The organism is Akkermansia sp. N21116 (genome assembly GCF_029854705.2).
GTDB lineage: Bacteria > Verrucomicrobiota > Verrucomicrobiia > Verrucomicrobiales > Akkermansiaceae > Akkermansia.
Genome location: NZ_CP139035.1, coordinates 304,789 through 330,133, shown reverse-complemented (window position 1 = coordinate 330,133; position 25,345 = coordinate 304,789). Strand labels below are relative to the sequence as shown.

The window sequence follows — 25,345 nt, the reverse complement described above, 5'->3', positions numbered from 1 at the left end:
GAGTTATGGTGAACAGTTTAGGAAACGGTGAATTTATGACAAACGGCAATGACATCGGAGTTCCCTGCATGGGATTGGATTGTACCGGTGATGAAATCCAGAGAAAAAAAAGAGCTCCGGAATTTGAACTCCGAAGCCTTTGAAAACACGGGAGAAACAGTGTCCTTTTCTGGAACTTACTTCTTGGTGTTTTTAGTAATGGTTTCCTTGTAATCAAGCGCCTCTTTTTCGACATCCTGATGGATGAAGACGGGAGTCCCGAGGGAGGTCTCCTTATACAAGATTTTTGCCGTGGACGGCTGGAGGCGGATGCAACCGTGAGAAACGGGACGGCGGCGGACATTGCCGACATGAAGTCCGAGTCCGGCTCCTGTCAGACGCTGCCAGTACGGCATGGGAGAACCGACAAATTTACCGCCTTCGGGAACCGGATCGGTTGCGTTGGCGTTGGAGTCGATGCATTTGCCATCCGCATCGTACATTCTACCGTACAAGTTGGATGTATGATCGACTTCCTTGGCGATGACTGTATAATTTCCTGCTTTGGTCGGGAAGGCGCTGACGCCTGTCGAAGTCGGAAAGTCGATGGCAACCTGATGATCAATGTAGAGTCTGCCGCGCTGTTCCTTAAGACAGATGTGAATTTTCTTCTGATGCTTGCCGGGCAGATTCAGGAGAGTTTTGTCGATATAGGTGCCGTAGGTCTTAGGGTAGTCCTTGCTTGCCACGAAGTGGGCATAACTTGTCGGCGAAAACGGATTAACGTAGGAAGGATCTTGCTTATTCAATTGCCGGGGAGCGACCTCGTCAACCTGTTCTTCCTGCAGGGAAGAACAGGCTGTTAACAAGGAAAATCCAAGGACAGGAAGCAAGCGATAAAAGGTAGCTGTCATAAGAAAGGGATCTCCCGGCAATTATTTGCGGGGGATGGACAGCTTCTGGTTGATGCCGATCAGATCGGATTTCAGGCCATTTGCTCGCTTGATGGCGGTAACAGTTGTTCCATAGCGTTTGGCAATGGCTCCGAGCGTGTCACCCTTCTTGACGGTGTAGGTTCTGGAGGAAGATCTCTTGGGTGTCGATTTTTTGGAGCCGCTCCTGGTGTTCTTCTTGGCAACAGACTTCTTGCTGCTGGAAGAGTTGCTTACCTTGGGCTTGGCGGGAGGATTGTATGTGTACGGATTGTCAGTTCCGGAAACGGAGTTGTAGACTCCGGTTTCGCTCGTGTCTGCATTTTCCGCGATCCACGGAGGAATGGTGCCGCTGGCGATCGGATCTGCCAGTTCGGGTTCGTCGGGATAACCACTGTTTTGGTGGGTACAGGAAGAGAAGGACACGGCTAGAGCCGCGCAAAATGCCGGAATAATGAACTGCGCTTTCATGCTGCCAGATTGCATATCAGAATGACGGGGGACAATTCAAGGCGCGAGCGCGTTTTTATAACTTTTTTTTCAATCCTGGGATATTGAAGAAGCTGATGGCCGTATTTGTTGTGATTTCAGAGAGTTGTTGCAGGGAAACATTCCTGAGTTTGGCGATGAATTCGGCCGTCTTGACGAGATGGGACGGTTCATTTCTTTTTCCTCGTAACGGTACCGGGCTGAGATAGGGGGAATCTGTCTCCAGCATCAGGCGTTCCGGCGGGCACCAGGCAGCTACGTCGGGAAGGTGTCCGGCGTTTTTGAAGGTCACAACCCCGGTGAAAGAAATCAAACCGTCCACGAGGTCGAAAATCTGCCGTGCATGGCTGATTGTGCCGATAAAGCAGTGGAAGACGGGACGGACCCGCCCGGCGTATTGTTTTGCGATGGATAGGGCATTCCGGAAGGAGGAGTCTCCTTCACGGTCTCTTGTATGAAGGACGATGTTGATCCCCAGTCGGGCAGCCAGTTCGAAGTGGTATTCCAGGGATTCGTGCTGGCGGGTCTTGTAGACGGTTTCGCTGCATTCCCTGGGAGCGGGGTAGAAATAATCGAGACCGGTTTCTCCAATGGCGGCCGGGGTGATATCGGCGAGCATGGCCTCCAGTTGCAGCGGCCAGTCGTCGGTGGTTTCCATGACATCCATAGGGTGCAGTCCCAGACAAGCGGAAACGGCATCCGGGAATTCCCTTGCCCATTCGATACTTCCTGACCAGTCTTTCTGGCAGGAACCGAGGGTGACCATGTGAAGGACTCCGTTTTCGACGGCTCTCCGGATCAAGTCATGGCGCTGGTCGGAAGCGAATTGGCGGGAAGCCAGGTGGCAATGGGTATCGATGAGCATGGCGGGAAAAGGAAGGGGTGAACACTGCGAGAACTAAGGCATTTTTCGCACCGGGGAAAGGGAATTTTACAAAACATGCGATGACACGTTTTCTGGTGAACCGGGTATTTTGCCGCTTGAAAGGCGTTCTCTTTCGTGTCAGTGCGTATAGGCATGCGCTTGATGTTATTGACGAGTGTTCTGGCTGCCGCGTGTATTTGGATAGGCCGGGCACAAGCTGGTTCTGTCCCTTTTGCGGCTTTTCCTGGGCAATCAAGTCTTGATCTTTCGGCATCGGCTCCTCAGGAACGGGCTTCCTTCGGCATCCAGCTGGATAACGATTTATTTGTCGGTAGCGACTGTAATTACACGAACGGTATCCGTTTTGCCTATTTGTCGGAAAGTACCCCGGTGACGGGTTCCAGCTTCTGGGACTGGCAGGCTTTCGGTATGGATCGGACGCCGGCTCTGAGAAACCAATGGGCACTGACGCTGACCCAGCTCATGTTCACTCCCGAGAACAAGTCCAACATGCCCCTGTATGGAGAACATCCCTATGCCGGGTATCTGGGCCTTGGGTTCGGCAATCTGGTCAAAAACGAGGATAGAGCCAATTCTCTCGAATTCCAGATCGGCGTTACGGGCAAATGTTCTCTGGCGGACGATGCCCAGTATACGGTTCACCATTTCTGGGAGATGGATCAGTGGCCCGGCTGGCAGTACCAGATTCCGTCCGAAGTTGTATTTGAAATGTATTTCAAGCGGTTTTACCGCATCTCCGGTTTGGAATACAAGCATCCCTCCGGATTTGCAACGGATGGATACGGCTATTGGAATGTGGATGCCGGGACCGTTTATGTTCGCGCCGGAGGTGGGGCTGCCTACCGCTTTGGCTATAATCTGCCCAATGATTCTCCTACGGAATATTCCCTGAACGGAGCTAATTTCCAGACTTCGCCTTTTGTTCGGAATGAACGGTCGATATCCGACTGGAGTGTTTACGGAACCGCAGCCTTGGGGGTCCAGGGCGTGGCCTACAATGCCTTTCTGGATGGTCCCGTCTTCCATAACTTCCCAAAATATGTGACCAAATATCCTGTCGTGGGCAATGCCTCCCTGGGGGTAGGCATGCGCTACAAATCCTTCGAAGGATTCTTTGGATATCAATGGGTTACGAAGGAATACTCGACTCAAAAGGGAATCCATTGCATCGGTACGATCGAATTGCGTTACCTGTTCTAACGAGTTTCCGCTTCCTGTCCTTGCCTTTTGTACGCGATGTGCATGATGGCGTTTTTTTGGGGAAGATAAAATTTTGCTTGTCATAAAGTTGCTTTGTTTTGTAGACTGAAGTGCTTCGCCGCATCTACATCCTCTTATTCCGATGAATTCATACGGAAAGATTATCAAAGCACTTATAGGTATAATCGGCGCAGCGGCCGTTTTTCTGATTCCATTCGACAGTATGGGAGTCATTTTGAGTCCTGTCGAAGTCAGGGTTATTGCTCTTTTTGTCTTGGCTGCCTTATTCTGGATTCTGGAACCGGTTCCCATTTGGACAACATCAGTATTAGTGATTACGTTGTCCCTGTTGCTGTTTTCCAACCAGAGTCTCGTCTTTCTCCGATATGGGGAAGATGGCCAGAAATTCACCAATCTGGTAGACCAGAAGGCAACCATGGCGACATTTGCCGACCCGATTATCATGTTGTTCCTGGGAGGGTTCTTCCTGGCCGCCGCCGCTACCAAATACCGGTTGGATATGAACCTTGCCAAAGTCCTCCTCAAACCGTTTGGAACAAATCCCAAGTTCGTTCTTCTTGGTCTGATGTCGGTAACGGCTCTTTTTTCCATGTTCATGAGCAATACGGCGACGGCTGCCATGATGCTAGCCATTCTTGCCCCTGTCCTGTCTTTGTTTCAGCAGGAAGACAAGGGGAGAATAGCTTTTGCCTTAGCTATTCCGATTGCTTCCAATATTGGCGGGATGGGAACTCCGATCGGGACTCCACCCAACGCGATTGCTCTGAAGGCCTTGCAAGACATGGGATTGAACGTGTCATTTGGAAAATGGATGATGTTCGGTGTGCCTTTCGTTTTCTTGTTGATTATTATGGCATGGCTGCTTCTCTTAAAGTTGTTTCCCATTTCCCAGAAATCTCTTGAATTGAAGGTGGGAGGTAGTTTCCTCAAGTCTACCAAGGCCATCATTGTCTATATTACATTTGCCGTAACCGTTATCCTATGGGTGACGGGGAGCGGTCTGCATGGTATGGACTCCAATACGATTGCCATGATTCCCATTGCGGTGTTTGCCATTACACAGGTTATTACAAAAGAAGACCTCAAACAGATGGGATGGGACGTGTTGTGGTTGGTTGCCGGCGGTTTCGCTCTTGGGCTTGCTCTGCAGAATACCGGACTTGCGGAACATTTGATCGGTTCCATTCCTTTTGCTTCCTGGTCTCCCTTCCTGTTGATGATTGGTACAGGTGTTATTTGTTTGTTCATGGCCAATTTCATGAGCCATACGGCAACGGCCTCCCTATTGATCCCGATCATTGCTGTTGTCGGTATGAATATGGGAGATCGGCTGGATCCTGTCGGAGGAGTGACGGCTCTTCTTGTCTCTGTCGCATTTGCTTCGTCTCTTGGCATGTGTTTGCCGATCAGTACTCCTCCTAACGCCCTGGCTTATGCAACAGGACTGGTCAATTCCAAAGGAATGGCTATAACAGGAGTTATCCTGGGGATCGCCGGTATGGTGTTGACGTACACCATGATGAAAATTCTGTCCGTTCTCCACTTTTTATAAAAATCCCAACCGCCTTATACGGCCCCTCTATTGGAATTATGATTCTGGAACAGAAAGATTTCCTGCGGAAGCTGGAACGAATCAACGAGACGTATTTTTCCGATCCGTCTCGCTGGTTGAGTTTTTCCAAGGGGAGATCCATTGTCATGCAGGGAGAATTCACCAAACGACTGTACCTGATCCGCTCGGGAGAAGTTGTTGCTTATAGGCATTTTGTAGATGAAGTCCCCGAAACGGCATCTGCCTCGCATAAAATCTATGAAATCTTCCGAGCCGGTCCTGGGGCATATGTTGGAGTTCAGAGTTATTTTTCCCAGTGGTTCCGGAGTTCGTCGGACATTGTTGCCTTGACCGATGTAGAACTTGCCTACATTGATGATGCGGTTCAAGTTGTCGATGAAGTGCATTATGGAAATAGGTTGGAGCAATTCATCCCTATCATTCTTCATGAACTTGCTCTGCGAAACATGAGGGTTTTTACTCGTTCTGCGGAGAAGGAAGAAGCCCTTCGTGCCTTGCACCGTTCGGAAATGGCAGCTACGCTGGGGCAGTTGTCGGCAGGTATCGCCCACGAACTCAACAATTCCATCGGGGTTTTACAACGCAAAACGGATTTCGTCTCCGATTTTATCGAAAAGAGCCTCGCCGGCAAGGAGGATGAAGCCCCTAACTCTCTCTATTTGCTCGCTAAAGATAGCAATGCCGAGGTTCTATCGACGGACTGTTTGCGGAGAATGGCCCGCCAGTATGAAGATCAATATGCCTTGGATCAAAGAACGGCGAAAATTCTCACCAAAATTGCACCGGATGGCGATGCCGAAAAGAAATTCGGGCTTAATGTCATCCATAACCTGGATCAATATGCAGCGTATTGGGAACTGGGGAACGATATACGGGACATGAAACTGGCAGCCCGGCATGCTTCGGGAATCGTACGTTCCGTAAAGTTGCTGGGAGGAGGCAATACCAACAGAGAAACGGGTGTCAGTGTCTCGGATTCCATTACGGTCGCCATTGCCTTGCTGAAATCGAGACTGAACGGGGTAACGTTCGAGACGGATATGCCTGAGCAGGACGGCATACCTACTGTGACGGCCGATCTTACGGAACTTGTACAGATATGGATTAATCTTTTGACGAACGCCTTGGAAGCTATGGATTTGGATGGGACCCCGTCTCCGTCCATCAGGATTGCCTGCAGTTTCGTTCCTGATGAAAATTCCATTGATTCTGCGGATTGCCGCGCCGGGAATATTCTGGTTTCCGTGACAGACAATGGGCCTGGCGTTCCTCCTTCCATTCGAGAAAAAATTTTTCGCCCCAACTTCACGACCAAAAAGAAGGGTCTTTCCTTCGGTCTTGGACTGGGACTTGCCATTGTCCGGCGTATTGTCGATAGCTACGGAGGGACAATCTCTCTGGACAGTATGCCCGGTAAAACTACGTTTACGATTACCATCCCTATAGATTATTCTAATGGAAACAATTAATATTATATGCGTTGACGACCAACCAGATGTTTTGGATGCCGTTGTCCGCGATCTACGGCCTCTCCAACAATACTTTCGGATTGAAGAATCCGAATCCGCCTCCGACTGTTTTGCCCTGATGGAAGAATTGGATTCCAGAGGTGAATTGATCGGTCTTGTCATTTCCGACCATGTTATGCCTGGAGAGTCTGGTGTCGACCTGTTGGGAAGGATCTCGAAAGATCCTCGTTTTGCCGACTGTAAAAAAATCCTTCTGACTGGTCAGGCAACCCACGCCGATACGATTCAAGCTGTCAATGAAGCCCATATCGACAATTATCAGGAGAAACCTTGGGATGCGAGTGTTTTGCTCAACATGTCCAAGCGATTGTTGACTCAGTTTATTCTGGAACGTGGAATGGATTATGTCGATTGGTTGCCTATTTTGGATCAACTGGTGCTTCTAAATCGTCTTCATAAAGGCTAAAAAAGAGGACTTTTGCTTAAAAGAATTGATGTGGACGGATGTGAAATTGTCCACAGGCGATCAATTCTTTGTCTTTCTCTGATTTTCTACTCTGTTCGTACATATCTTTCCGTATCACGATGAAATTATTCCTACCTATTCTTGTGATTTCCATGTTGGGGATCTCGGGCGAATGTATGTCGGTCGAAAACACGCCCTCGGCTGCCGCTTCATCATCGTTCCTGAACCCGTTGGAATCGGTGATCAGTTCAAGAAAAACGCCTGCGTGTTTGTACAAAAACGACTCCAACCCTTGGATTCAGGAATTTAATCTGAGCCTTCGTGCGCAATATCAGTGCGGATGGGTAGATCCCCATGAGTCGCTGTACCCCGGATCCAGCGGATATGACGACGAAGTCCGGCGTCTCAGGGCCGGATGGAACATGACATTCCTGCACGACTGGAAATTGGTCAATATTTGGAACCTCGGAGGTTTGGACGGGTTTGGATATTACAGCAACGGGTATTGGCATCACCATAAAAGTATGACCGGCAATCTTTACGATCTTCATCTGGAGTACAAAACAAGAGGCGTGAAAATTTCCGTAGGTAAAAATTTCCCTGCACATATGATGGAATTCCGGGAAAGCAGTGCCGATTATCTTGTTCCGGAAATTGTTGTCGCGGAAGAATCGGTCCGTGGAGATAACAGCTATGGGTTGATCGTCTCCAATGACAACAAAAAAGACCCGTTCGGATGGATTGCTGCTGCCTGGTCCGCTACTCTTACGGGGGAACGTCTTGCCTGGACAAACTGGGAATCGGCTTTTACCCAGGTGCAATTGTCCCATGAGGTCAAGTTGCGGGGAATGGAGGAAAGCCGTGTCTATTTGGACTGGTTGCATACGTTTTCCAACATGAACGATTATGCCTTGAATGATTTTCATGCCAAATACAGCGGTACCAAGGCTCAAAACATTTTTGCCCTTTATTACCGGGGCAAGAGCGGCCCATTCAGTATCATGACTGAAGTCTTGTGGGCGAGCGACCCTATGTCGCGCAAGGTGGATGGAGAGGTCATGTGCCCCTCAGACATTTATGGTTTCATCCTGACTCCCGGCTGGATGTTGACGGATCATATCCAGGCAATTGTCCGCTATCAGTGGGCCAAGGGAAAAAATGCCTTGAAACTGAATCCCCATTACTCCGCTATGGCTCGTACGGGAGGTTCTTATGTCGATACTTACCAGGCAATCTCTCTGGGGTTCAATTTTTATCTTTTGCCAGAGGATCCCTCCCGGTTCAAAATCATGACGATGGCGGAATATGCACATTCGGGGAGAGATACCGGCCCGGCGGGTTTTTCGGGATGGACGTATATTGTCGGTGCCTATTTCAATATCTGACAAATTGATCGGATAGGTTTTCTTCTCAAAAAATTCTCCCGCATGAATCCATGCAGAAGAAAAATAAGTTCGATTTCCGATTTGGTTCCGATATAATTCCGGAACAATTGAGACACGGAGAGCAGGCAGGATGGCGCGACAAACCATCCTTATAATCCTCGGAGTCAATTTGAAGTATCCTACTTCGCCTTCAGGGTACTCGTTTTATCCTCTCGGGGGATGAACCTGCTTTCCGTGTCTCGTTCCGTACTACCAATGGTTTTGATTCATTGGAAGATGTCCAGCAGCCCGGTGCCTGACAGGCAGGGTAAGGGACGCAGTTTGCCTGCGGGAAGAATATTTGGCAAAACTCCGGGCTGTTCATAATGTGGTGAAAGAAAATGTGGCGCAGTAGCAACACTCTCTCGTCCGCAGGAGGCGGAATCCGGATTTAAACAAAGACTGCAACCAAGTTTTCCTCCGGAAAATCCGGTAAGGAAAATGGTTATAACCGTAGTTCATCCTTTCGCGAGATGCCGATACTGTATGTGTGCAGGTCGTCTTCTGGCTTCCGGTCTTCGATTTGCGAGCCAACATAACTTCCCATCCCCTAAGAGGACAGTGTTATGCCGGAATCTACCGGTTACAGCGGCGCGTCCGCGACGGATTTTCACCGTCTTCCGTTTCCTGCGCTGGTTTGTTAGTTATCCGATTGCCTTTCCCAAAGCAACAGAATTCTTTCAAATCTATGTCTTTCGGCATCTTGGTATTTGCAATGCATGTTTCCGCAATGGATACGCACTGATTTCTTGCGTATTTGCGAACCGCGTGTATAGTCCGCGCGACTGCAAGGGTTGCAGCGTGAAAGACTAACCACTTTTTTCAATTGTGAACGCTACTCGTACTTTTACGACAGGGTTGGGAACGGAGGGGATTTATTATTCTCTTCCTGCTCTGGCCGAAGCCGGTTATGCCGGGCTGGACCGTTTGCCCGTATCCATCCGCATTGTTTTGGAATCCTTGTTGCGCAACTGCGACGGGCTGAAAGTGACGGAAAAGGATGTGGACAATCTCGCTTCCTGGAATGCCAAGGCACCGGGCGACTATGAAATCCCTTTCACCGTGGCGCGAATTGTCTTGCAGGACTTTACGGGAGTTCCCCTTTTGGTGGACCTGGCGGCCATGCGTTCCTCCGTCGAACGCCTGGGCAAGGATCCCGGTGTGATCGAACCCCTCGTCCCGGTGGATCTCGTCGTCGATCATTCCGTCCAGGTGGACTGGGCTGGTTGCGACGGGGCTCTGGAAAAGAACCTCGACAGGGAATTTTTCCGGAATGCCGAACGTTACGAATTCCTGAAATGGGGCAAGGGTGCGTTCGACACGTTTTCCGTTGTTCCTCCGTCGGTGGGGATTGTTCATCAGGTGAATCTGGAACACCTTGCTCAGGGAGTGATGGAAAAGGATGGCGTTTATTTCCCCGATACGCTTGTCGGTACGGATTCCCATACGACAATGATCAACGGCCTCGGCGTAGTTGCCTGGGGCGTTGGCGGCATTGAAGCGGAAGCCGGCATGCTGGGGCAGCCCGTGACCTTCCTTGTTCCGGAAGTGGTCGGCGTTCATATGACGGGTTCGTTGCGCGAAGGGGTAACGGCTACCGACCTTGCTTTGCACGTGACGCAGATACTGCGCAAGCACGGCGTGGTAGGCAAGTTTGTCGAATTCTTCGGTGAAGGTGCTGCTTCCTTGTCCTTGCCGGATCGTGCGACGGTGGCGAATATGGCTCCGGAATACGGAGCAACCATGGGCTTTTTCCCAATTGACGAACGTTGTGCCGATTACTTGCGCCAGACCGGCCGCAGCGAAGCTGCCGTCCAAACGTACGAAAACTACTTCAAGGCCCAGGGCCTCTGGGGGATGCCGCGTCTGGGCGACATTGATTACACGGATGTTTTGGAATTGAACCTTGGTGATGTTGTCCCGGCCGTTTCCGGACCTCGCCGACCGCAGGACCGTATTGAACTGTCGCAGGTCAAACCGCATTTTGAAGCCCTGCTGAAAGCTTCGGTGGCCGAAGGCGGCTATGGCAAGGATGCTGTGGATTCGGTCAAAGTCTCCATGCACGCTCCCGCCGGTGTCCCCGAAGATATGGACGGATACGAGAAGGATGTGGAGCTTCGCGATGGCAGTGTCCTGATTGCTGCCATCACATCCTGTACCAATACGTCCAATCCGGGGTTGATGCTGGCAGCCGGCTTGCTGGCAAAGAAGGCCGTGGAAAGAGGCCTCAAGGTTCCTCCCTACGTCAAGACCTCTTTGGCTCCAGGTTCGCGCATAGCTTCAGACTATTTCGCCGCTAACGATCTGCAGAAACCGCTGGATGCCCTCGGCTTCCAGACAGTAGGCTACGGTTGTACAACCTGCATCGGCAACTCCGGTCCTCTGAATGCCCAGGTGGAAGATGCCGTGCGTTCCCATAACATTGTGGGGGCCTCCGTGCTTTCCGGTAATCGCAACTTCGAGGCTCGTGTACATGCGTCCGTGAGAGCCAATTTTTTGATGTCTCCTCCGTTGGTTGTGGCTTTTGCTCTGGCCGGGCGCATAGACATCGACTTTGAAACGGAACCCGTCGGCATGGCTGCGGACGGTCGGTCCGTCTTTCTGCGCGACCTGTGGCCTACATCTGGCGAAATAGGAGAAGCCGTGGCAAAATCTCTCAATCCGGATATGTTCCGCAAGCGTTACAGTCTGACGGCTTCTTCCAATCCCCGTTGGGAAAGAGTCCCTGCTCCCGGAGGAGCCGTCTATGCTTGGAAGACTGGTTCTTCCTATATTCAGGAACCGCCGTTTTTCGACAATTACACGGGAGAAATGCGTGATATCAATGATATTCTGGATGCCCGTCCTCTGGGTATTTTCGGAGATTCCGTGACGACCGACCACATTTCTCCTGCCGGTGCCATCCGTGAAACCAGCCCGGCCGGGGAATACCTGAAAGCTATGGGTATTGCGAAGGCTGACTTTAATTCCTACGGTTCCCGTCGTGGCAATGACCGTGTGATGACGCGCGGAACTTTTGCCAATGTACGGATCAAAAACCTGATGGTCGATGGCGTGGAGGGAGGGTATACGCTGTATTTTGGCGGTGGCTGTGTGCCGGCGCCGGACAAGGATATTTCTTCCTGTTGCGGGAAGCCGACTTTCATTTACGATGCCGCCATGGCCTATGCCTCTGAAGGTATCCCCCTCGTCGTTATCGGAGGCGAGGATTACGGGATGGGGTCATCCCGCGACTGGGCTGCCAAGGGAACCAATCTTCTGGGAGTCAAGGCTGTTGTGGCCAAGAGCTTTGAACGTATCCACCGTTCCAATCTTGTTGGCATGGGAGTTCTACCGCTGGTCTTTGCCGACAAGAAGGATTACGACTGGATTGCCGGTCTGAAGGATGTGAAGTTCTCCATCATCGGACTTGGCAATGACGTCAAGCCACGGCAGACCGTGACACTCCGCGTGAATGCTTGCGGCGTGACCCGGGATATTCCCGTTGTTGTCCGGATCGATACGCCGATTGAGAAGGAATACTACCGCGCCGGAGGCATCCTGCCTTACGTACTCGGGCAGATTTTGAAAAACAAATAACGATCCTGCCTAACAGTAAAAAGAAGGGGGAGTAAAGTTGAATAGCTTTGCTCCCCCTTCCTTATCCTGGGATTTATTTCTCCCGCGCATTCTTTCGGAATTGGGACGGTGTTTTACCGACTCGTTTGGAGAAGAGGGTTGCGAAGTGCTGGGAGGAATAGAATCCGCATTCGGCGGCGATACCGGTGATGTTTTGCCGGTCGGCAATCAGAAGTTCTTTAGCTGCGTCAAGCTTGAGTTCGATCAGGTAATCGGCAGGAGAATAACCTGTGAGCGTCTTGACTTTGTTGTTGAATGACGTCGCACTCATGCCGAAGGCATAGGCAAGATCGGCTACCTTGATTTTCCGGTTGAAATCTTCTTTTAGGATACGGGTCAAATGCGCGACGAAATCGTCGTCCCGTTCTTTACAGGATTCTCGCGTTTTCAGAATGCGCGCCAGCCGGATAACCAGAGAATCAAGTAGAAGATGGATTTTTTCCTCGTATCCGATGTCTTGATTGCTGATTTCCCGGTGAAGTTTCCGGAAAAGTTCGATGAGATTGCTTCCTTTGGGAATGACGGGGTTGGTATTGCCGGCCAACAGGCGCCCTATTTCCATCTGGGTCTCTGCTTTGATGCGCGACCAATGGCCCAGGCAGAGCCTCCCGTCCTGTGAGAAAGTTGCGGGCTTCAGGATCATCCACGATAAAATACCGCGATCCAGGATTTTCTCCGGGCTGCCGTGGTATTCCCACGGACAGGTGATAAAGGCTTCGCCCGGATACAATTGGTAATGTTTCCCTTCGACGACCCATTTGTAGGTTCCTTTGACAACGTAGTTCAGTTCAATGCCTTCGTTGTAGTGCATATCGAGGGAGTGCGGGGAGATCCCGGAAAATTTCAAGACGCCCACTTCCCTGAGGTATTGGGAAAATGGAGCTAGCATCGGGCAGTTATTCCAGTGGACAAAAAGGGAGTTTTCGGGATCCATGCCTGTACTCTAGCCCATATGGGAGGGAAAAGTCTGGAAGAAAAATGTTCATAATTCGACAAAGTAGAAAAATGAACGCATTGGGAAAAATAAATATGTATATTATGAGATATTCAATCCCATTTCAACCATGTCTAAATCTTCGCTAAAACTATTGACAATGTTTTTTGTCTTCCTGCTGGGTGTGCTGACGGCATCCGGTGAATCCTGGAAAACATCGGTTCGTCTGGATGCGGCGAATGCTTCCGAGGCTGCTCCCTGGGGCCGTTTCGAGTCGTATGAATGCCCGGCCGGAGCCGTTGCTCCATGGAAGGGGGAAAGGAAAATTTTTTTCGGAAACCCTCTTGAGTTCAATTTCGAAGGACTCGAAGACGGACGGGACTGCATGATTAAAGCTACATTTTTGAGCGATGGACCGAGGGAACTTGCCCTGGATACCAACGGAACCGAATTGGAAGCTGGATTGAAACTGGAGAAGGGCCAGCCGCATTCCTCTCAATGGATCATTCCGTCATCCCGTCTGTATGGAGGGCGCCTGACTCTGACCATTAATGCCATGAGCGGTCCCAATGCCGTTATCCAGACATTGGAAATCTTGACCCGTGACGGTCGGAAGTTGAAGCCGGGCGAACACAAGGAATTCAAGGAACCGACCCAAGACGAGTTGGAAAAGCTGGTGATGCCTATGCCCGGAATGGCTCCACGTCCGACAGCAGTGGAAGGTACGTCAACTCCGATTCTATCGTTGGATGGGACATGGGAATTTTCATCGACCGGCAACACGGGAGAATTCAAGCCCATCCAGGTCCCCGGAGAGTGGAAAATGCAAGGGTTTGACGTGCCTCGTGGTCAATTTGCACGTTACCGTAAATCGGTGTCTGTCCCTGCAGATTGGAAGGGAAGGCGAATGAAAATGCGTTTCGACGCCGTGCATGCCGTCTGCCGGGTAGTGGTTAATGGCAGTGAGGTGGGAAGCCACGAGGGCGGAATGGTCCCCTTTGAACTGGATGTCACGGATGCCGTCCGTCCTGGGGAGGACAATGTGGTTGAGGTCATGGTGCAAAGTGAATCCGTTGCGGACTCGGTCGGCTGCATTTCCCAATATGCGGCTCACCAGGTGGGAGGAATTCTCCGCAAGGTGGCCATGATTGCCTTGCCGGATTTACATGTGGCCTCCGATAATAGCCGTACGACTCTTGATGGTGCCGATGCTGTCTTCCATTACGAAGCGAATATCGCCAATGCCGGGGATTCAGTCCGTCCTGTCGTACTGACTGCCGCACTCAAGGATGCGAATGGTCGGGAAGTCGTTTCCCGGAAGATACCGGTGGAAGCTGTTCCCGGCAAATCCACGGGAGTAGAATTCACCCTTCCTGTGAAAAAGGCGAATTTGTGGACATCGGAAACTCCCTATCTTTACACGCTGGTGTGTACCTTAAGCGAGAAAGGCAAACCTCTCTCCCGCTATGAACGCAAAATTGGACTCCGCACGGTGGCGGTTAGCGGCAATCGTCTTTTGGTCAATGGTTCGCCCGTTAAATTGCTGGCCGTCAACCATCATGAAGTTCATCCCCTGCGTGGCAGGAGCCTGACACCCGAACTGTGCAGGAAAGACGCTGAACTTTACAAGGCAGCCGGGGTCAATACAGTGCGGACGTCTCACTATCCGCCCAGTGAAGAGTTCCTTCAGGCATGCGATGAATTGGGGCTTTTTGTCGAGTCGGAGTCGGCTGTTTGCTGGATCCAGCATGGAGCAAGCCCTGTCTGGAGACGCTGGAATTATCGCAATCCCGACTATCTTCCCTATCTTCTGCGTCCGACGCTGGATCAAATGGCGGCAAACCGCCACCATCCGTCCATCATCATGTGGTCCCTGGGCAATGAGTCCGTGTGGAGCTGTTTATGGGAAAAAGTGCTGGAAGTGGCCAAACGCTATGAATCGTCACGCCCCCTTGTCTTCCATGACCAATGCTGGGGTGGCTACAACAACGCCGGTAGCCATGCCGATATTGCCAACTACCATTATCCCTCCGAGAATAATCCGGACGAATGGAGTAAAACGGGCCGTCCCGTCTGGTTTGGGGAATACGCTCATCTTCAGTGCTACAACCGCCGTGAATTGGCGACGGACCCCGGAATCCGGGAGGATTGGAGCCGTCCTCTCCAGCGCATGGTGGATTTGATGTGGGACCAACCGGGATGCCTGGGCGGCGCCCTGTGGAGCGGCATTGACGATGTGTTCCATCTTCCTGACGGCAACCTCTGCGGCTATGGTCATTGGGGGCCCATCGATGGCTGGCGGCGTGCCAAGCCGGAATACCATGGCATGCGTATGGCCTACACGCCTTTCCGTGTGTTTGGCGTTCGGGCCGATTCCGGAAAGCCGGTTTGCCTCGATGTCCAGAACCGTCAGAATTTCCTGAACCTCCGGGACAACCGGATAACCTGGTCGTGCAAGGGGAAAACGGGAGTAATCCGGGCGGATATCGCCCCTCATGCCCGGGGAGAAATAACTCTGGGATCCGGTTTTCGCAAAGGAGATGAAGTGACCTTGTCTGTCAAGGATCCGTCCGGACGTGAAATAGCCCGTGAAGTCATTACAATTCCCGGTGGAGAAAACAGGGAAAATCTTTCATCCGACGGCAAGATTGCCCCGATGACTCTGGTGTCCAACGGTGTAAAAATCCATGGTATTGAAGTTCCTCTTCCGGTTCCGATGGTGCTGGATATCAATGATTCCGGTGGTTCTTCAGGCCCTGCGGGCAGTACGTTGACCAATCAGATTGACCCTTATACTCCCGTGGAAGTCTGGACATGGAAGAGCGATGGTTCCTACAAGGGAGCCGGCAGGCGCTGGACGGGTGACGGTGCGTGGGGAAGCGGGGAATTGGAATTTATTCCCCGGAAGGGAGGAAGCATGCTCGTCCGCTATGCTGTAACTGTCAATCAAGACGTCAATCCGCGTCAATGGGGGCTTGTCTGGACGCTTCCCCGGGAGTTCGACAGGATGGAGTGGGATCGCAAAGCCCATTGGTCCTGGTATCCCGAGGACCAGATTGGTCGTCCTCGTGGAACTGCACAGGCTTTACCGGTCGTACGAGAATGGGTTGAAGAACCTGGCAAAGAGCCTCGGCATGCTTGGAAAGATGATGCCAATGCGTTGGGTTGCAATGACTTTATCGCAACGAAAATGAATATCCGCCGTGTCTTGATGAAGAATGAACAAGGCCGTTGCTTCGCTTTTCGCCCCGCATCCGATACTGCTCCCCAGGCTTTGAGAGCCTGGGTGTCGCCGGAGGGAGTGCGCGTGTTGATGGCCGGGTTTAATACCGGCGGAGCGGACCACTTTTTCGCAACTCACTACAGCGGAGAACGACGGCCCCTCAAGAAGGGCGATACTATCCGGTCGGAGTTCATAATATCCGGTGCGGAAATGAAATAACGGAACATCTCAACATAAGAAACATATATGAATTCCAAGGCAAGACTCATCCATGCTGTCAATTTCCGGGAGACCGACCGTCCGCCCGTGTTTTGCAGTATCGTTCCTCAGTTGGCGGACAAACTGGGAAGTTATTTCGGCATGGCGGTAGAGGCTCCTATTGATTCGCCCATGAGTTCCAACCGTATTTCATGGATGGATCTGATGCTGAGACTGGGAAGCGACTGTGTCTGCGTGGCCTCCTGCGCTCCGGATACGGCTCCGACGCGTACGTTGGATGACGGACTCATGGTGAATGAATGGGGAATCGGCATGCGCAATCATGGATTATACGACGATTTCGAGCTTCATCCTCTTGCCCACGTAGAAACCGTGGAGGATGTCGAGGCCTTTCCCTTTCCCGATCCGGATGCCCCGGGACGCTTTCGGCTGGCGCAGGAAGCTATTGAAAAATACGGAAAGGACTACGGAATTATCGGAGACTTGGAATGCTCGATCTTCGAAACATCCTGGTATCTGGTCGGATTGGAAAAACTGTTCATGGGTATGGCAATGGAAGAACCCTGGGTGGATGCCTTGTTCGACAAGGTAGCTGCATTTCATACTCGGGTAGGGTGTACCCTGGCAGCCTTGGGCGCGGATGTTATTTGGTGCGGTGACGATATCGGTTCCCAGAATGGGCCGATGATTAGTGTCGAGATGTTTGATCGATATTTCTTCCCTCGTATTCGAACTATGTTCGCCGAATTCAAGAAAGTGAAGCCGGATGTGAAAATTGCCTGGCATAGTTGCGGATCCATTTTGCCGTTCATTCCGCGCTTCATTGAGGCGGGGCTCGACATCCTGAATCCCATCCAGCCACTTGCCGCCGGGATGGATCCCGTGTGGTTGAAGGAGACCTATGGCGATCGCCTGGTTTTCTTCGGAGGGATTTGTGTTCAGGAACTCCTGCCGCATGGCACGACGACCCAGGTGAAGGAAGAGGTTCTCCGTCGGATTGCCATTCTGGCGAAAGGCGGCGGCTACATTCTTGCACCGGCTCACAATATTCAGGCAGATACGCCCATCGAAAACATTCTTGCAATGTTCGAGGCGGTACGTTCCCTGGAGCAAGTTCACTAAAATTCTAACCAACCATCATCACATTATGTCTGATACGGATACCCTGTATGAATCCATCCTCTGCGGCAAACCTCTTCCGGCGCTGGACGCGACCCGTGCCGCCGTTACCTCCGGTGCGGCCCCCGGAGATATCATCCACGACCATATGATAAGGGCCATGGAGGAAGTAGGGAGGCGGTTTGAACAAGGAAAAGCCTTTGTCCCGGAACTCCTGATGGCCGCACAAGCGATGAAGAAATGCCTTGAATTTTTGAAACCTCTCCTGAAAGAAGATGAGTCTATCCAGGCCGGTCGCATTATTGTCGGTACCGTTAAGGGGGACTTGCACGACATCGGAAAGAACCTGGTGGCTTCCATGTTGGAAGGATGCGGGTTTGAGATTGTCAACCTCGGCACGAACGTGAGCAGTGAACAGTTTGTCGCTGCCGTCCGCGAACACAAGGCGGATATCCTCGGTATGTCTGCCCTGCTGACGACAACCATGCCCTACATGCAGGAAGTTGTGGCGGCACTGGAAGCGGAGGGCCTGCGTAATTCCATCAAGATCATGATTGGTGGGGCTCCGGTGACGGAAGAATTTGCCCGTACCATTGGTGCGGACGGTTTCAGCCCGAATGCCAATGCCGCCGTGTCTCTGGCACGTTCTCTTGTCCAGAGTGCATAAAATGCCCTTTTCTCTCCGGCCATGAAGACCTCCCTTCCGCCTATGCTGGAGACAGTTCCCGTGGATTTTGTCTCCCTGTCCGTTCCGGACATTGAAGTCTGCCGTTACATGGGATATGGCGACCATGAGGCTGATCCCAGGATTCTGGTCATACTGGATGACATGAAGCGGGAGCTGGCCTCCATTTGTGCGCCGTCGTTCGGGTTTAGAACTGTTGAGGGAGATATTGTAGATGGCCGTACGCTTCGTTTGGAAGATAAAGAATTCCATCCGGACCGGATCATTATGCACTGCCTTCGCGGAAGTGAAGACTTCTTCCTTTTGGTGGCAACGGCAGGGTCCGCTTACGATGCCTGGCGGCACGATGTGGAATGTTCCGGAGACATGGTCAGGCTTTTGGTTGCGGATTCCCTGGGATCTGCCATTGTGGAAGCCGTTGCTGCACGGGCTCTGGACGCTCTGGAAACCATTTGTGCCCGGGAAGGACTGCATATTTCCAATTCGTACAGTCCCGGTTATTGCGGCTGGGACGTAATGGAGCAGAAAATGCTGTTTTCTCTGCTTCCCGACGCTTTTTGCGGCGTGTCCCTGACGGAGTCCTGTCTCATGGTGCCGATTAAATCCGTGAGTTCTGTCGTAGGATTGGGGCATGGACTGGTCAAAATGCCGTACGGGTGCGCTATTTGCCGGAAAAAAGATTGTTACAAACGCCGCCTCCCCCAAGAGAGGCATTCAATTAAACCTGAATCGATATGAATAGAAAAATGAAACAATGGGTGGCGGATTGTATCGCCTCCTCCGAATGCAGGGCCATGCCCATTCTTTCGTTCCCTGCAGTCTCCCTGATGGGGATTACCGTCAAGGAACTGATTTCCGACAGTAGCTTGCAGGCCCGTGCCATGGAAACGGTTGCTCGGCAAGTGGATTCCGTAGCAGCCGTCAGCTTGATGGATTTGTCCGTGGAAGCGGAATGCTTTGGCGGAACCGTCCATGTATCCGACGACGAAGTTCCGACTATTGTTGGGAGCCTCGTTTCAACGCCTGAGGAAGTAGAGCGGCTGGTCATACCTGCCGTTGGTACCGGGCGATCCGGGCTTTATGTCGACGCCGTTTCGCAAGCCGTCGAATTGATTCGGGACCGTCCCGTGTTTGCCGGCATGATTGGCCCGTTCTCTTTGGCCGGACGTCTGATGGATATTACCGGCATCATGATGGCCTGCTATGAATCTCCCGAAACCGTACATACCCTGCTAGACAAAACGACCTCCTTTTTGGAAGAGTACGCTCTGGCATTCAAGCGGGCCGGAGCCGACGGTGTTGTGATGGCGGAGCCGATGGCCGGCCTCCTTTCCCCCGAGTTCGGAGATGAATTCTCATCCCGGTACGTCAAACACATTGTGGAACGTGTCCAGGACGACGACTTTATCGTGATCTACCATAATTGCGGAGGCAGTGCCGTGCACATGGTTGACTCCATTGCCGGAACGGGTGCCGCCGCCCTGCACTTCGGCAATGCCGTGGACATGGCGGACGTCATGCCCCAGGTCCCTCCGCATGTTCTTGCCATGGGGAACGTGGATCCGTCCGGACAATTCCGTGAAGGAACGCCGGAATCTATTCGGGCAACCACGGTTGCCTTGCTGGGAAAATGCGCGAAGTGGCCCAATTTCATGATTTCTTCAGGATGTGATATTCCTCCTTCGACATCCTGGGAGAATATACGGGCGTTTTTCGAGGCCGTGCGGGAATTCGACCCGCATCTGTGAGGGAATTTCTGCCGCGTCAGGCTCTCTGTGCGGGTTTGACGCGGTAACCTGCCACATAAGGCAAAAGGGCGGGAGCATACTTCCTGATCAGGAAGAATACGGCGCATATTATTGCATAGATCGCGGGAACGAGGACCAGCCAGGTAACGTCCCAAAGCCATCCTTTACAGGAAATCCATCCGCTGTCCTGAAGCAGGATGATGATAATATGGTGGGCTCCGAAAACGAGGAATCCGGCAGGAGCCAGTTGCGCCAGCCATTTCCCGATGCGTGGGAGATGGTCTTCCGTCAGCATGGCGACGGAAATGAGACTGACGAGACCGATCATGACCAAAATGATGGAATGTTGGTCGCGGTTCAGGATCAGCCATACTGTCAGGGGAATCAATACTGCCGCGAAGAACGCCGCTACCGGGCGGATGATGGCGTGGAGTTCGTCCAGTGAATGCCGGGACAGGAACAAGCCCAGGCAGAAGAATCCCAGACTGTCGGGTGTCGGCCAGTCATGCCCCAGATCTCCCTGGGCAAAGAAATTGAAGGAAAGGAGGACAAGGCCGACAGGCAGCACGTACTTTCCCAGTCGCATGAGCAGCGGGGCAATAAACGTGAAAAGAATGATGTCCCTCAAAAACCATAGCGGAGCATCCACGGGGTGACCACCCAATCCGTAACATTTGGCGAGTGCTTTGAAGGCATCCGTCCAGGGAAGGGATCCTCCGTGCAGCCAGGCAAAAAAAGGGGCGAAGGTTTCGACATGGGGAGTATGGGGAGACGTTCCCGTCAGTACCAAGGCCGCCGTACACCAGAGAAGGTAGGGATAGAACAGAAACCTTGCCCGCTTGATCAGGAACAATTGGTTGAGCCGAAATGTTCCGAATGCTCCTCTTCCGACAAAATAAGCGGCAAGAATTAAGAAAAACGGAGTTCTGGCAAAAAGGAATTGCGCCCACAGGGTTCGGTAAAGATCCGGAGAGAACAGGTTGAGGTGGTTGGCAATGATGATGATCGCGGCATAGACGCGTGCGATGTCCACCCAGGCGACGCGCCGGGCTCCTGATTGGGGGGGCTGTACGGTCGAATCCTGTTGCATGTGCATACCCTATGCGTTTTTTCTGTCGGGAACGCAAGCGGATTCCGAGTCGTCGGAATCGTATCTATCAGTTTTCTCAAGACATGGCGGGAATCCGGCAGTGTATTAGCAGGAACTGAAACAGGCCCGTCCCGGTACGACGGGGCGAGCCTGGATGTGGGCTTGATAAACGGGAGGCTATTTCTCTTCGCTTTCGAAGACGAGTCTGCCGTTTTTGACGTGAACGGTGATGACGGAGCCTTCGGGGAATTTCCCTTCCAGCAACTGAAGGCTGAGGGGATCGAGGATGTCTTGCTGAATAGCTCTCTTGAGAGGCCGGGCCCCATAGACGGGGTCGAAACCGTGGTCGGCGACGAGGGCGGTTGCTTCCGGCGTCATTTTCAGGAACATTCCCTTGGCTTCGAGGCGTTTGCGGACACGTTCAAGCTGGATGTCGACAATGCCTTTGAGTTCTTCGGCAGTGAGACGGTCGAAGATGATAATTTCGTCGATGCGGTTGAGGAACTCGGGCCTGAAGTGCGAGCGCAGGGTTTCCATGGCCTTTGCTTCGCGTTGCTCTGCATTGGATTCATTGAGGATGAATTGGCTGCCGATGTTGGACGTCATGATGATGACCGTGTTTCGGAAATCGACCGTGCGGCCCTGTCCGTCGGTGATGCGTCCGTCGTCAAGCACTTGGAGCAGGACATTGAAAACGTCCGGGTGGGCCTTTTCGATTTCGTCGAAGAGGACGACGCAGTACGGCTTGCGCCGAACGGCTTCCGAGAGCTGTCCGCCTTCATCGTAGCCGACGTATCCGGGAGGTGCTCCGATCAGGCGGGCGACTGAGTGCTTTTCCATATATTCCGACATGTCGATACGGATCATGGCCCCTTCGTTGTCGAAGAGGAATTCCGCCAGAGCCTTGCTGAGTTCGGTTTTGCCAACCCCGGTCGGACCGAGGAAGAGGAATGAACCGATCGGGCGGTTTTCATCCTGCAAGCCTGCTCGCGCACGGCGAACGGCATCAGCGACTGCCTTGACGGCTTTCTGCTGGCCGATGACGCGTTTGCCGATGCGTTCTTCCATGTGGACGAGTTTTTCACGTTCTCCCTCCTGCATGCGTGCGGCGGGGATGCCCGTCCAGCTGGAAACGACCTTGGCGATGTCCATTTCGGTGACTTCCTCCTTAAGAAGTCCGCCTCCATCCTGTTGTTGGAGTTCGCTCAGGTGTTGCTGGGCTTCCTTGAGGTTTTTTTCCGCTTCGGGGATGTCGCCGTAAGTAATCTGGGATGCTTTGCCGAGGTCGCCCAGGCGTTTGGCCTGTTCGGCGTCGGTACGCAGTTGGTCGATCCGTTCCTGTTCTTTGCGGACAGCGTCGATGACTGCTTTTTCATTCTTCCATTTGGCGATCATGGACGAGGATTTTTCCTTGAGGTCGGCCAGTTCCTTGACGATTTTTTCGAGGCGCGCCTTGCTGTCGGCGTCCTTTTCCTTGACTAGGGCCTGGCGTTCCATTTCAAGCTGCATGGATTCGCGTTCGATCTGGTCGATTTCCGAGGGCATGGAGTCGAGTTCGATTTTCAGGCGGGCAGCGGCTTCATCGACGAGGTCGACGGCTTTGTCAGGCAGGAAGCGGTCGGAAATGTAGCGGTCGGACAATGTGGCAGCGGCGACGAGTGCCGAGTCCGTGATGTGGACACCGTGGTGGACTTCGTAGCGTTCTTTCAACCCGCGCAGGATGGCGATGGTATCTTCCACGCTGGGTTCTCCGACGAGGACGGGTTGGAAGCGGCGTTCGAGGGCCGGATCTTTTTCGATGTACTTGCGGTATTCGTCCAGAGTGGTAGCTCCGATGGTGCGGAGTTCTCCACGGGCAAGAGCCGGCTTGAGCAGGTTGGAGGCGTCGACGGCTCCTTCGCTGGCTCCGGCGCCGACGATGGTATGGAGTTCGTCAATGAAGAGAATGATTTCTCCATTGGAATCCGTTACTTCTTTGAGGAATGCTTTGAGACGTTCTTCGAATTCGCCCCGGTATTTGGCACCGGCCAGCATGGAGCCGATGCTGAGTGAGACGATGCGCTTGTTCTTCATGCTCTCCGGCACGTCGCCGTTGACGATACGCCGGGCGAGGCCTTCGGCGATGGCGGTTTTGCCGACGCCCGGTTCGCCGATGAGAACGGGGTTGTTCTTGGTACGTCGGGACAGGATTTGCAGGACACGGCGGATTTCTTCGTCGCGGCCGATTACCGGGTCGATTTTTCCGGCGCGGGCGCGAGCCGTCAGGTCGGTTCCGTATTTTTCCAGCGTCTGATATTTGCCTTCAGGGTTGTCGTCGGTAACGCGCTGGTTGCCGCGGACTTCCTTCATGGCGGTCATGTAATTGTTTTTGTCCAGACCGAAGGTTTTGACGAGAGCGGAAGCTTTGGAATTCGTTTCCAGAACGCCGAGCATAAAATGTTCGACACTCAGGTAGTCGTCTTTGAGGGCTTCGCGTTCCTTGTCGGCTGCTTGGAGAACGCCGGCGAGATCCTGCCCGATCTGGGGCTGGGTCGTGCTTCCTTTTTGGGACGGTTCGCGTTCCAATTCCTTTTTTGCGGCTTGGAGAAGAAGTCCCGGATCGCAGGCAGCTTTCCGGAGGATAGGTGAAAGGATGCCTCCGTCCTGTTCCAGCAAGGAGCAGAGGACATCAAGCGAATTGATTTCGGGACGGCCCGCCTGAGCGGCGGAACGCTGAGCCTGCATCAATGCTTCCTGAAATTTAGTGGTAAGGTTGTTGAGCATAATTGAATATATTTGGATGGAGCGGGTACGCCATGGGAATGACCGCATGCCACCTTTGTTACATGGGGATTATGACAATAAAGGAAGGCAGAATGTTGAAAAATTTATAAATATGGATAATGGACTTTACCCGGACGGTTGGGATCGGTTATTGGTATGGGTTGTGAAGCAGATTCTTTCTATCCTTTTCTGTTGCGGTAGCATTTTGTCGGCCTGGGCCGGCGGCGACTGGTCCGAGGATTTGAAATCCGGAGCCTTGTGGGACATGCCGTTGAAAGAATTTGCCGGTAAATATCTCAAAAACGAACGGGGGGAATGGGTGGATCAGGGAAAGACGACGCTTCGTATTGCCCGGCCCCGATTTACTGTCGGTTCGATCAAACTGGGAGAAACACTGATCTCCGTGGAGAAGGGCAAGTTGTCCCATGTTCAGGCGATGCTGTACAATAAGGGGGATAATGGGGAGATCGCGGAAAAGGAATTTGAGGCGCTGGTGGATGCCTCCGTGGCGGCTCTGGACGGGATGACGGAGCAGAAAGCTCGGCCCTACAAGCCTTCCCGCAAGGAAAGTGCCGTCAGAATCAAGGGCTCCGAATGGAAGTGGGACAAGGGCACGGCCATTCTTGAGGCCAGCTCGACAGGGAAGGGAAGCAAGTTCGAACCCGAATTTGTCCGTCTGAAATTGGGTGCCGACGAACAGGTTCTTATGCGCGGCTCTTCCGGGGAACGGGCGGTCAAGGACAGTCTGAAAAGCCATGTGAAAAAAATCGGAACCCAGGGAGCGGTTATTGAGGGGATTCCCATGGTGGACCAGGGGCAAAAGGGGTATTGCGTCGTGGCAACGGCAGCGCGTATTTTTTCTTATTACGGGATGGATTACATCGACCAGCACCAGCTGGCTTCTATTGCAGATGCTTCCGGAGATGGCGGAACATCGGTTTCGAAGATGGTGGAAGCACTCAAGAAAATCGGAAACCGTTTCCAGATCCGGGTGCGCGATATCGATTCTCTTCTTGAGTACAAGGACTATCTCCGTCTGATTAAGGAGTACAACCGTGCCGCCCGCAAACTCGACAAACCTAAATTCGAATCCAAGGATGTGGTCTCGATCTGGGAAAAGGGTGATGCCGAAGTGCTGAAACAGGCTCGATGTTCTTCCGAACAACAGATGGAGCGGTGGATCAAGCCTATCAAACAATACGTCGATGCCGGAATCCCGGTGTTCTGGTCCGTTCAGTTGGGACTTGTCCCGGAACCGATGCGGATCAGCCAGACGCGTGGAGGCCATATGCGCCTGATTACCGGCTACGATATGGAGAAAAAGGTTATTTATTTTTCCGACTCCTGGGGCAGTGAACATACCTGCAAGGAAATGCCGATCGACAATGCCGCGGCTATTACGATTTGCAGACTGGTGGTGATGCCTACCAAGTGAGGATGATTCCCGGGTTCTTCTTGTTTTCCGGCGAGCTGTGCCGGAATGGTTGGCGGACGCTGTAAGATCCTT

General features: G+C 52.4%; 18 protein-coding genes and 1 riboswitch. Of the genes, 12 read left to right on the top strand and 6 right to left on the bottom strand.

The genetic code is table 11. The annotated features are described in order from the left end of the window. Positions 1 to 176: 176 nt before the first annotated feature. From QET93_RS01285 to QET93_RS01275, 3 genes are read right to left on the bottom strand one after another with little or no spacing between them, the layout of a single operon-like run. Positions 177 to 893, bottom strand: coding sequence for a L,D-transpeptidase (locus tag QET93_RS01285; protein WP_280125826.1), 717 nt, complete (start codon positions 891 to 893; stop codon positions 177 to 179). A gap of 21 nt (positions 894 to 914) precedes the next feature. Further along, on the bottom strand, positions 915 to 1,382 hold the full coding sequence (locus tag QET93_RS01280; protein WP_280125825.1) for a LysM peptidoglycan-binding domain-containing protein: 468 nt from the start codon (positions 1,380 to 1,382) through the stop codon (positions 915 to 917). A 55-nt stretch (positions 1,383 to 1,437) separates the two neighbouring features. Next, positions 1,438 to 2,265: a TatD family hydrolase gene (locus tag QET93_RS01275; protein WP_280125824.1), complete on the bottom strand. Its 828-nt coding sequence runs from the start codon at positions 2,263 to 2,265 to the stop codon at positions 1,438 to 1,440. A gap of 153 nt (positions 2,266 to 2,418) precedes the next feature. On the opposite strand from QET93_RS01275, the gene QET93_RS01270 reads away from it, so the two are divergent. The 6 genes from QET93_RS01270 to acnA all read left to right on the top strand — a co-directional run bounded on the left by QET93_RS01270 (position 2,419) and on the right by acnA (position 12,018). Further along, on the top strand, positions 2,419 to 3,486 hold the full coding sequence (locus QET93_RS01270) for a lipid A deacylase LpxR family protein (protein ID WP_280125823.1): 1,068 nt from the start codon (positions 2,419 to 2,421) through the stop codon (positions 3,484 to 3,486). 142 nt (positions 3,487 to 3,628) lie between these two features. Continuing rightward, complete coding sequence (locus QET93_RS01265; protein ID WP_280132979.1) at positions 3,629 to 5,059, top strand: SLC13 family permease; 1,431 nt, start codon at positions 3,629 to 3,631, stop codon at positions 5,057 to 5,059. 38 nt (positions 5,060 to 5,097) lie between these two features. Then, positions 5,098 to 6,549, top strand: a complete 1,452-nt coding sequence (locus QET93_RS01260) for an ATP-binding protein (RefSeq protein ID WP_280132978.1) — start codon at positions 5,098 to 5,100, stop codon at positions 6,547 to 6,549. Further along, positions 6,536 to 7,015 (top strand): response regulator, encoded by a 480-nt coding sequence (locus QET93_RS01255; RefSeq protein WP_280132977.1) that lies wholly within the window; start codon positions 6,536 to 6,538, stop codon positions 7,013 to 7,015. The genes QET93_RS01260 and QET93_RS01255 overlap by 14 nt, the downstream gene beginning before the upstream one ends. Positions 7,016 to 7,134: 119 nt before the next feature. Continuing rightward, positions 7,135 to 8,400 carry a hypothetical protein gene (locus QET93_RS01250; RefSeq protein ID WP_280132976.1) on the top strand — a complete coding sequence of 422 codons (1,266 nt, stop codon included), beginning with the start codon at positions 7,135 to 7,137 and terminating at the stop codon, positions 8,398 to 8,400. A 516-nt stretch (positions 8,401 to 8,916) separates the two neighbouring features. Beyond that, a riboswitch (cobalamin riboswitch) is annotated at positions 8,917 to 9,085 on the bottom strand. A gap of 182 nt (positions 9,086 to 9,267) precedes the next feature. After that, positions 9,268 to 12,018, top strand: coding sequence for an aconitate hydratase AcnA (gene acnA, locus QET93_RS01245; RefSeq protein ID WP_280132975.1), 2,751 nt, complete (start codon positions 9,268 to 9,270; stop codon positions 12,016 to 12,018). A 73-nt stretch (positions 12,019 to 12,091) separates the two neighbouring features. Here the strand turns inward: acnA and QET93_RS01240 are convergent, their stop codons facing one another. Beyond that, positions 12,092 to 12,991, bottom strand: a complete 900-nt coding sequence (locus QET93_RS01240; RefSeq protein WP_280125820.1) for an AraC family transcriptional regulator — start codon at positions 12,989 to 12,991, stop codon at positions 12,092 to 12,094. Positions 12,992 to 13,121: 130 nt separating this feature from the next. Between QET93_RS01240 and QET93_RS01235 the strand changes: the two genes are divergently transcribed. From QET93_RS01235 to QET93_RS01215, 5 genes are read left to right on the top strand one after another with little or no spacing between them, the layout of a single operon-like run. After that, positions 13,122 to 16,433, top strand: coding sequence for a glycoside hydrolase family 2 TIM barrel-domain containing protein (locus QET93_RS01235; protein ID WP_280132974.1), 3,312 nt, complete (start codon positions 13,122 to 13,124; stop codon positions 16,431 to 16,433). 27 nt (positions 16,434 to 16,460) lie between these two features. Continuing rightward, positions 16,461 to 17,555 (top strand): uroporphyrinogen decarboxylase family protein, encoded by a 1,095-nt coding sequence (locus QET93_RS01230; protein WP_280132973.1) that lies wholly within the window; start codon positions 16,461 to 16,463, stop codon positions 17,553 to 17,555. 25 nt (positions 17,556 to 17,580) lie between these two features. Continuing rightward, positions 17,581 to 18,219, top strand: a complete 639-nt coding sequence (locus QET93_RS01225; protein WP_280125817.1) for a corrinoid protein — start codon at positions 17,581 to 17,583, stop codon at positions 18,217 to 18,219. Between the two features lie 21 nt (positions 18,220 to 18,240). Beyond that, positions 18,241 to 18,975, top strand: coding sequence for a vitamin B12 dependent-methionine synthase activation domain-containing protein (locus tag QET93_RS01220; RefSeq protein ID WP_280132972.1), 735 nt, complete (start codon positions 18,241 to 18,243; stop codon positions 18,973 to 18,975). Then, complete coding sequence (locus QET93_RS01215) at positions 18,972 to 19,985, top strand: uroporphyrinogen decarboxylase family protein (RefSeq protein WP_280132971.1); 1,014 nt, start codon at positions 18,972 to 18,974, stop codon at positions 19,983 to 19,985. Before QET93_RS01220 ends, QET93_RS01215 begins: the two co-directional genes overlap by 4 nt. A gap of 16 nt (positions 19,986 to 20,001) precedes the next feature. Here the strand turns inward: QET93_RS01215 and QET93_RS01210 are convergent, their stop codons facing one another. Together QET93_RS01210 and clpB are read right to left on the bottom strand one after the other, a co-directional pair. Next, positions 20,002 to 21,075 carry an acyltransferase gene (locus tag QET93_RS01210; RefSeq protein WP_280132970.1) on the bottom strand — a complete coding sequence of 358 codons (1,074 nt, stop codon included), beginning with the start codon at positions 21,073 to 21,075 and terminating at the stop codon, positions 20,002 to 20,004. Positions 21,076 to 21,252: 177 nt separating this feature from the next. Beyond that, the gene (gene clpB, locus QET93_RS01205; RefSeq protein ID WP_280125813.1) at positions 21,253 to 23,838 is read right to left on the bottom strand and encodes an ATP-dependent chaperone ClpB; all 2,586 of its coding nucleotides are present in this window, start codon (positions 23,836 to 23,838) and stop codon (positions 21,253 to 21,255) included. A gap of 112 nt (positions 23,839 to 23,950) precedes the next feature. Here clpB and QET93_RS01200 point away from each other — a divergent pair, with 112 nt between their 5' ends. Further along, the gene (locus QET93_RS01200) at positions 23,951 to 25,273 is read left to right on the top strand and encodes a C39 family peptidase (protein WP_280132969.1); all 1,323 of its coding nucleotides are present in this window, start codon (positions 23,951 to 23,953) and stop codon (positions 25,271 to 25,273) included. Positions 25,274 to 25,345 lie beyond the last annotated feature (72 nt).

Coding starts and splice junctions, on each gene's coding strand:
- QET93_RS01285 (WP_280125826.1), bottom strand. CDS start 893: ATGACAGCTACCTTTTATCGCTTGCTTCCTGTCCTTGGATTTTCCTTG.
- QET93_RS01280 (WP_280125825.1), bottom strand. CDS start 1,382: ATGAAAGCGCAGTTCATTATTCCGGCATTTTGCGCGGCTCTAGCCGTG.
- QET93_RS01275 (WP_280125824.1), bottom strand. CDS start 2,265: ATGCTCATCGATACCCATTGCCACCTGGCTTCCCGCCAATTCGCTTCC.
- QET93_RS01270 (WP_280125823.1), top strand. CDS start 2,419: ATGCGCTTGATGTTATTGACGAGTGTTCTGGCTGCCGCGTGTATTTGG.
- QET93_RS01265 (WP_280132979.1), top strand. CDS start 3,629: ATGAATTCATACGGAAAGATTATCAAAGCACTTATAGGTATAATCGGC.
- QET93_RS01260 (WP_280132978.1), top strand. CDS start 5,098: ATGATTCTGGAACAGAAAGATTTCCTGCGGAAGCTGGAACGAATCAAC.
- QET93_RS01255 (WP_280132977.1), top strand. CDS start 6,536: ATGGAAACAATTAATATTATATGCGTTGACGACCAACCAGATGTTTTG.
- QET93_RS01250 (WP_280132976.1), top strand. CDS start 7,135: ATGAAATTATTCCTACCTATTCTTGTGATTTCCATGTTGGGGATCTCG.
- QET93_RS01240 (WP_280125820.1), bottom strand. CDS start 12,991: ATGGATCCCGAAAACTCCCTTTTTGTCCACTGGAATAACTGCCCGATG.
- QET93_RS01235 (WP_280132974.1), top strand. CDS start 13,122: ATGTCTAAATCTTCGCTAAAACTATTGACAATGTTTTTTGTCTTCCTG.
- QET93_RS01230 (WP_280132973.1), top strand. CDS start 16,461: ATGAATTCCAAGGCAAGACTCATCCATGCTGTCAATTTCCGGGAGACC.
- QET93_RS01225 (WP_280125817.1), top strand. CDS start 17,581: ATGTCTGATACGGATACCCTGTATGAATCCATCCTCTGCGGCAAACCT.
- QET93_RS01220 (WP_280132972.1), top strand. CDS start 18,241: ATGAAGACCTCCCTTCCGCCTATGCTGGAGACAGTTCCCGTGGATTTT.
- QET93_RS01215 (WP_280132971.1), top strand. CDS start 18,972: ATGAATAGAAAAATGAAACAATGGGTGGCGGATTGTATCGCCTCCTCC.
- QET93_RS01210 (WP_280132970.1), bottom strand. CDS start 21,075: ATGCAACAGGATTCGACCGTACAGCCCCCCCAATCAGGAGCCCGGCGC.
- clpB (WP_280125813.1), bottom strand. CDS start 23,838: ATGCTCAACAACCTTACCACTAAATTTCAGGAAGCATTGATGCAGGCT.
- QET93_RS01200 (WP_280132969.1), top strand. CDS start 23,951: ATGGATAATGGACTTTACCCGGACGGTTGGGATCGGTTATTGGTATGG.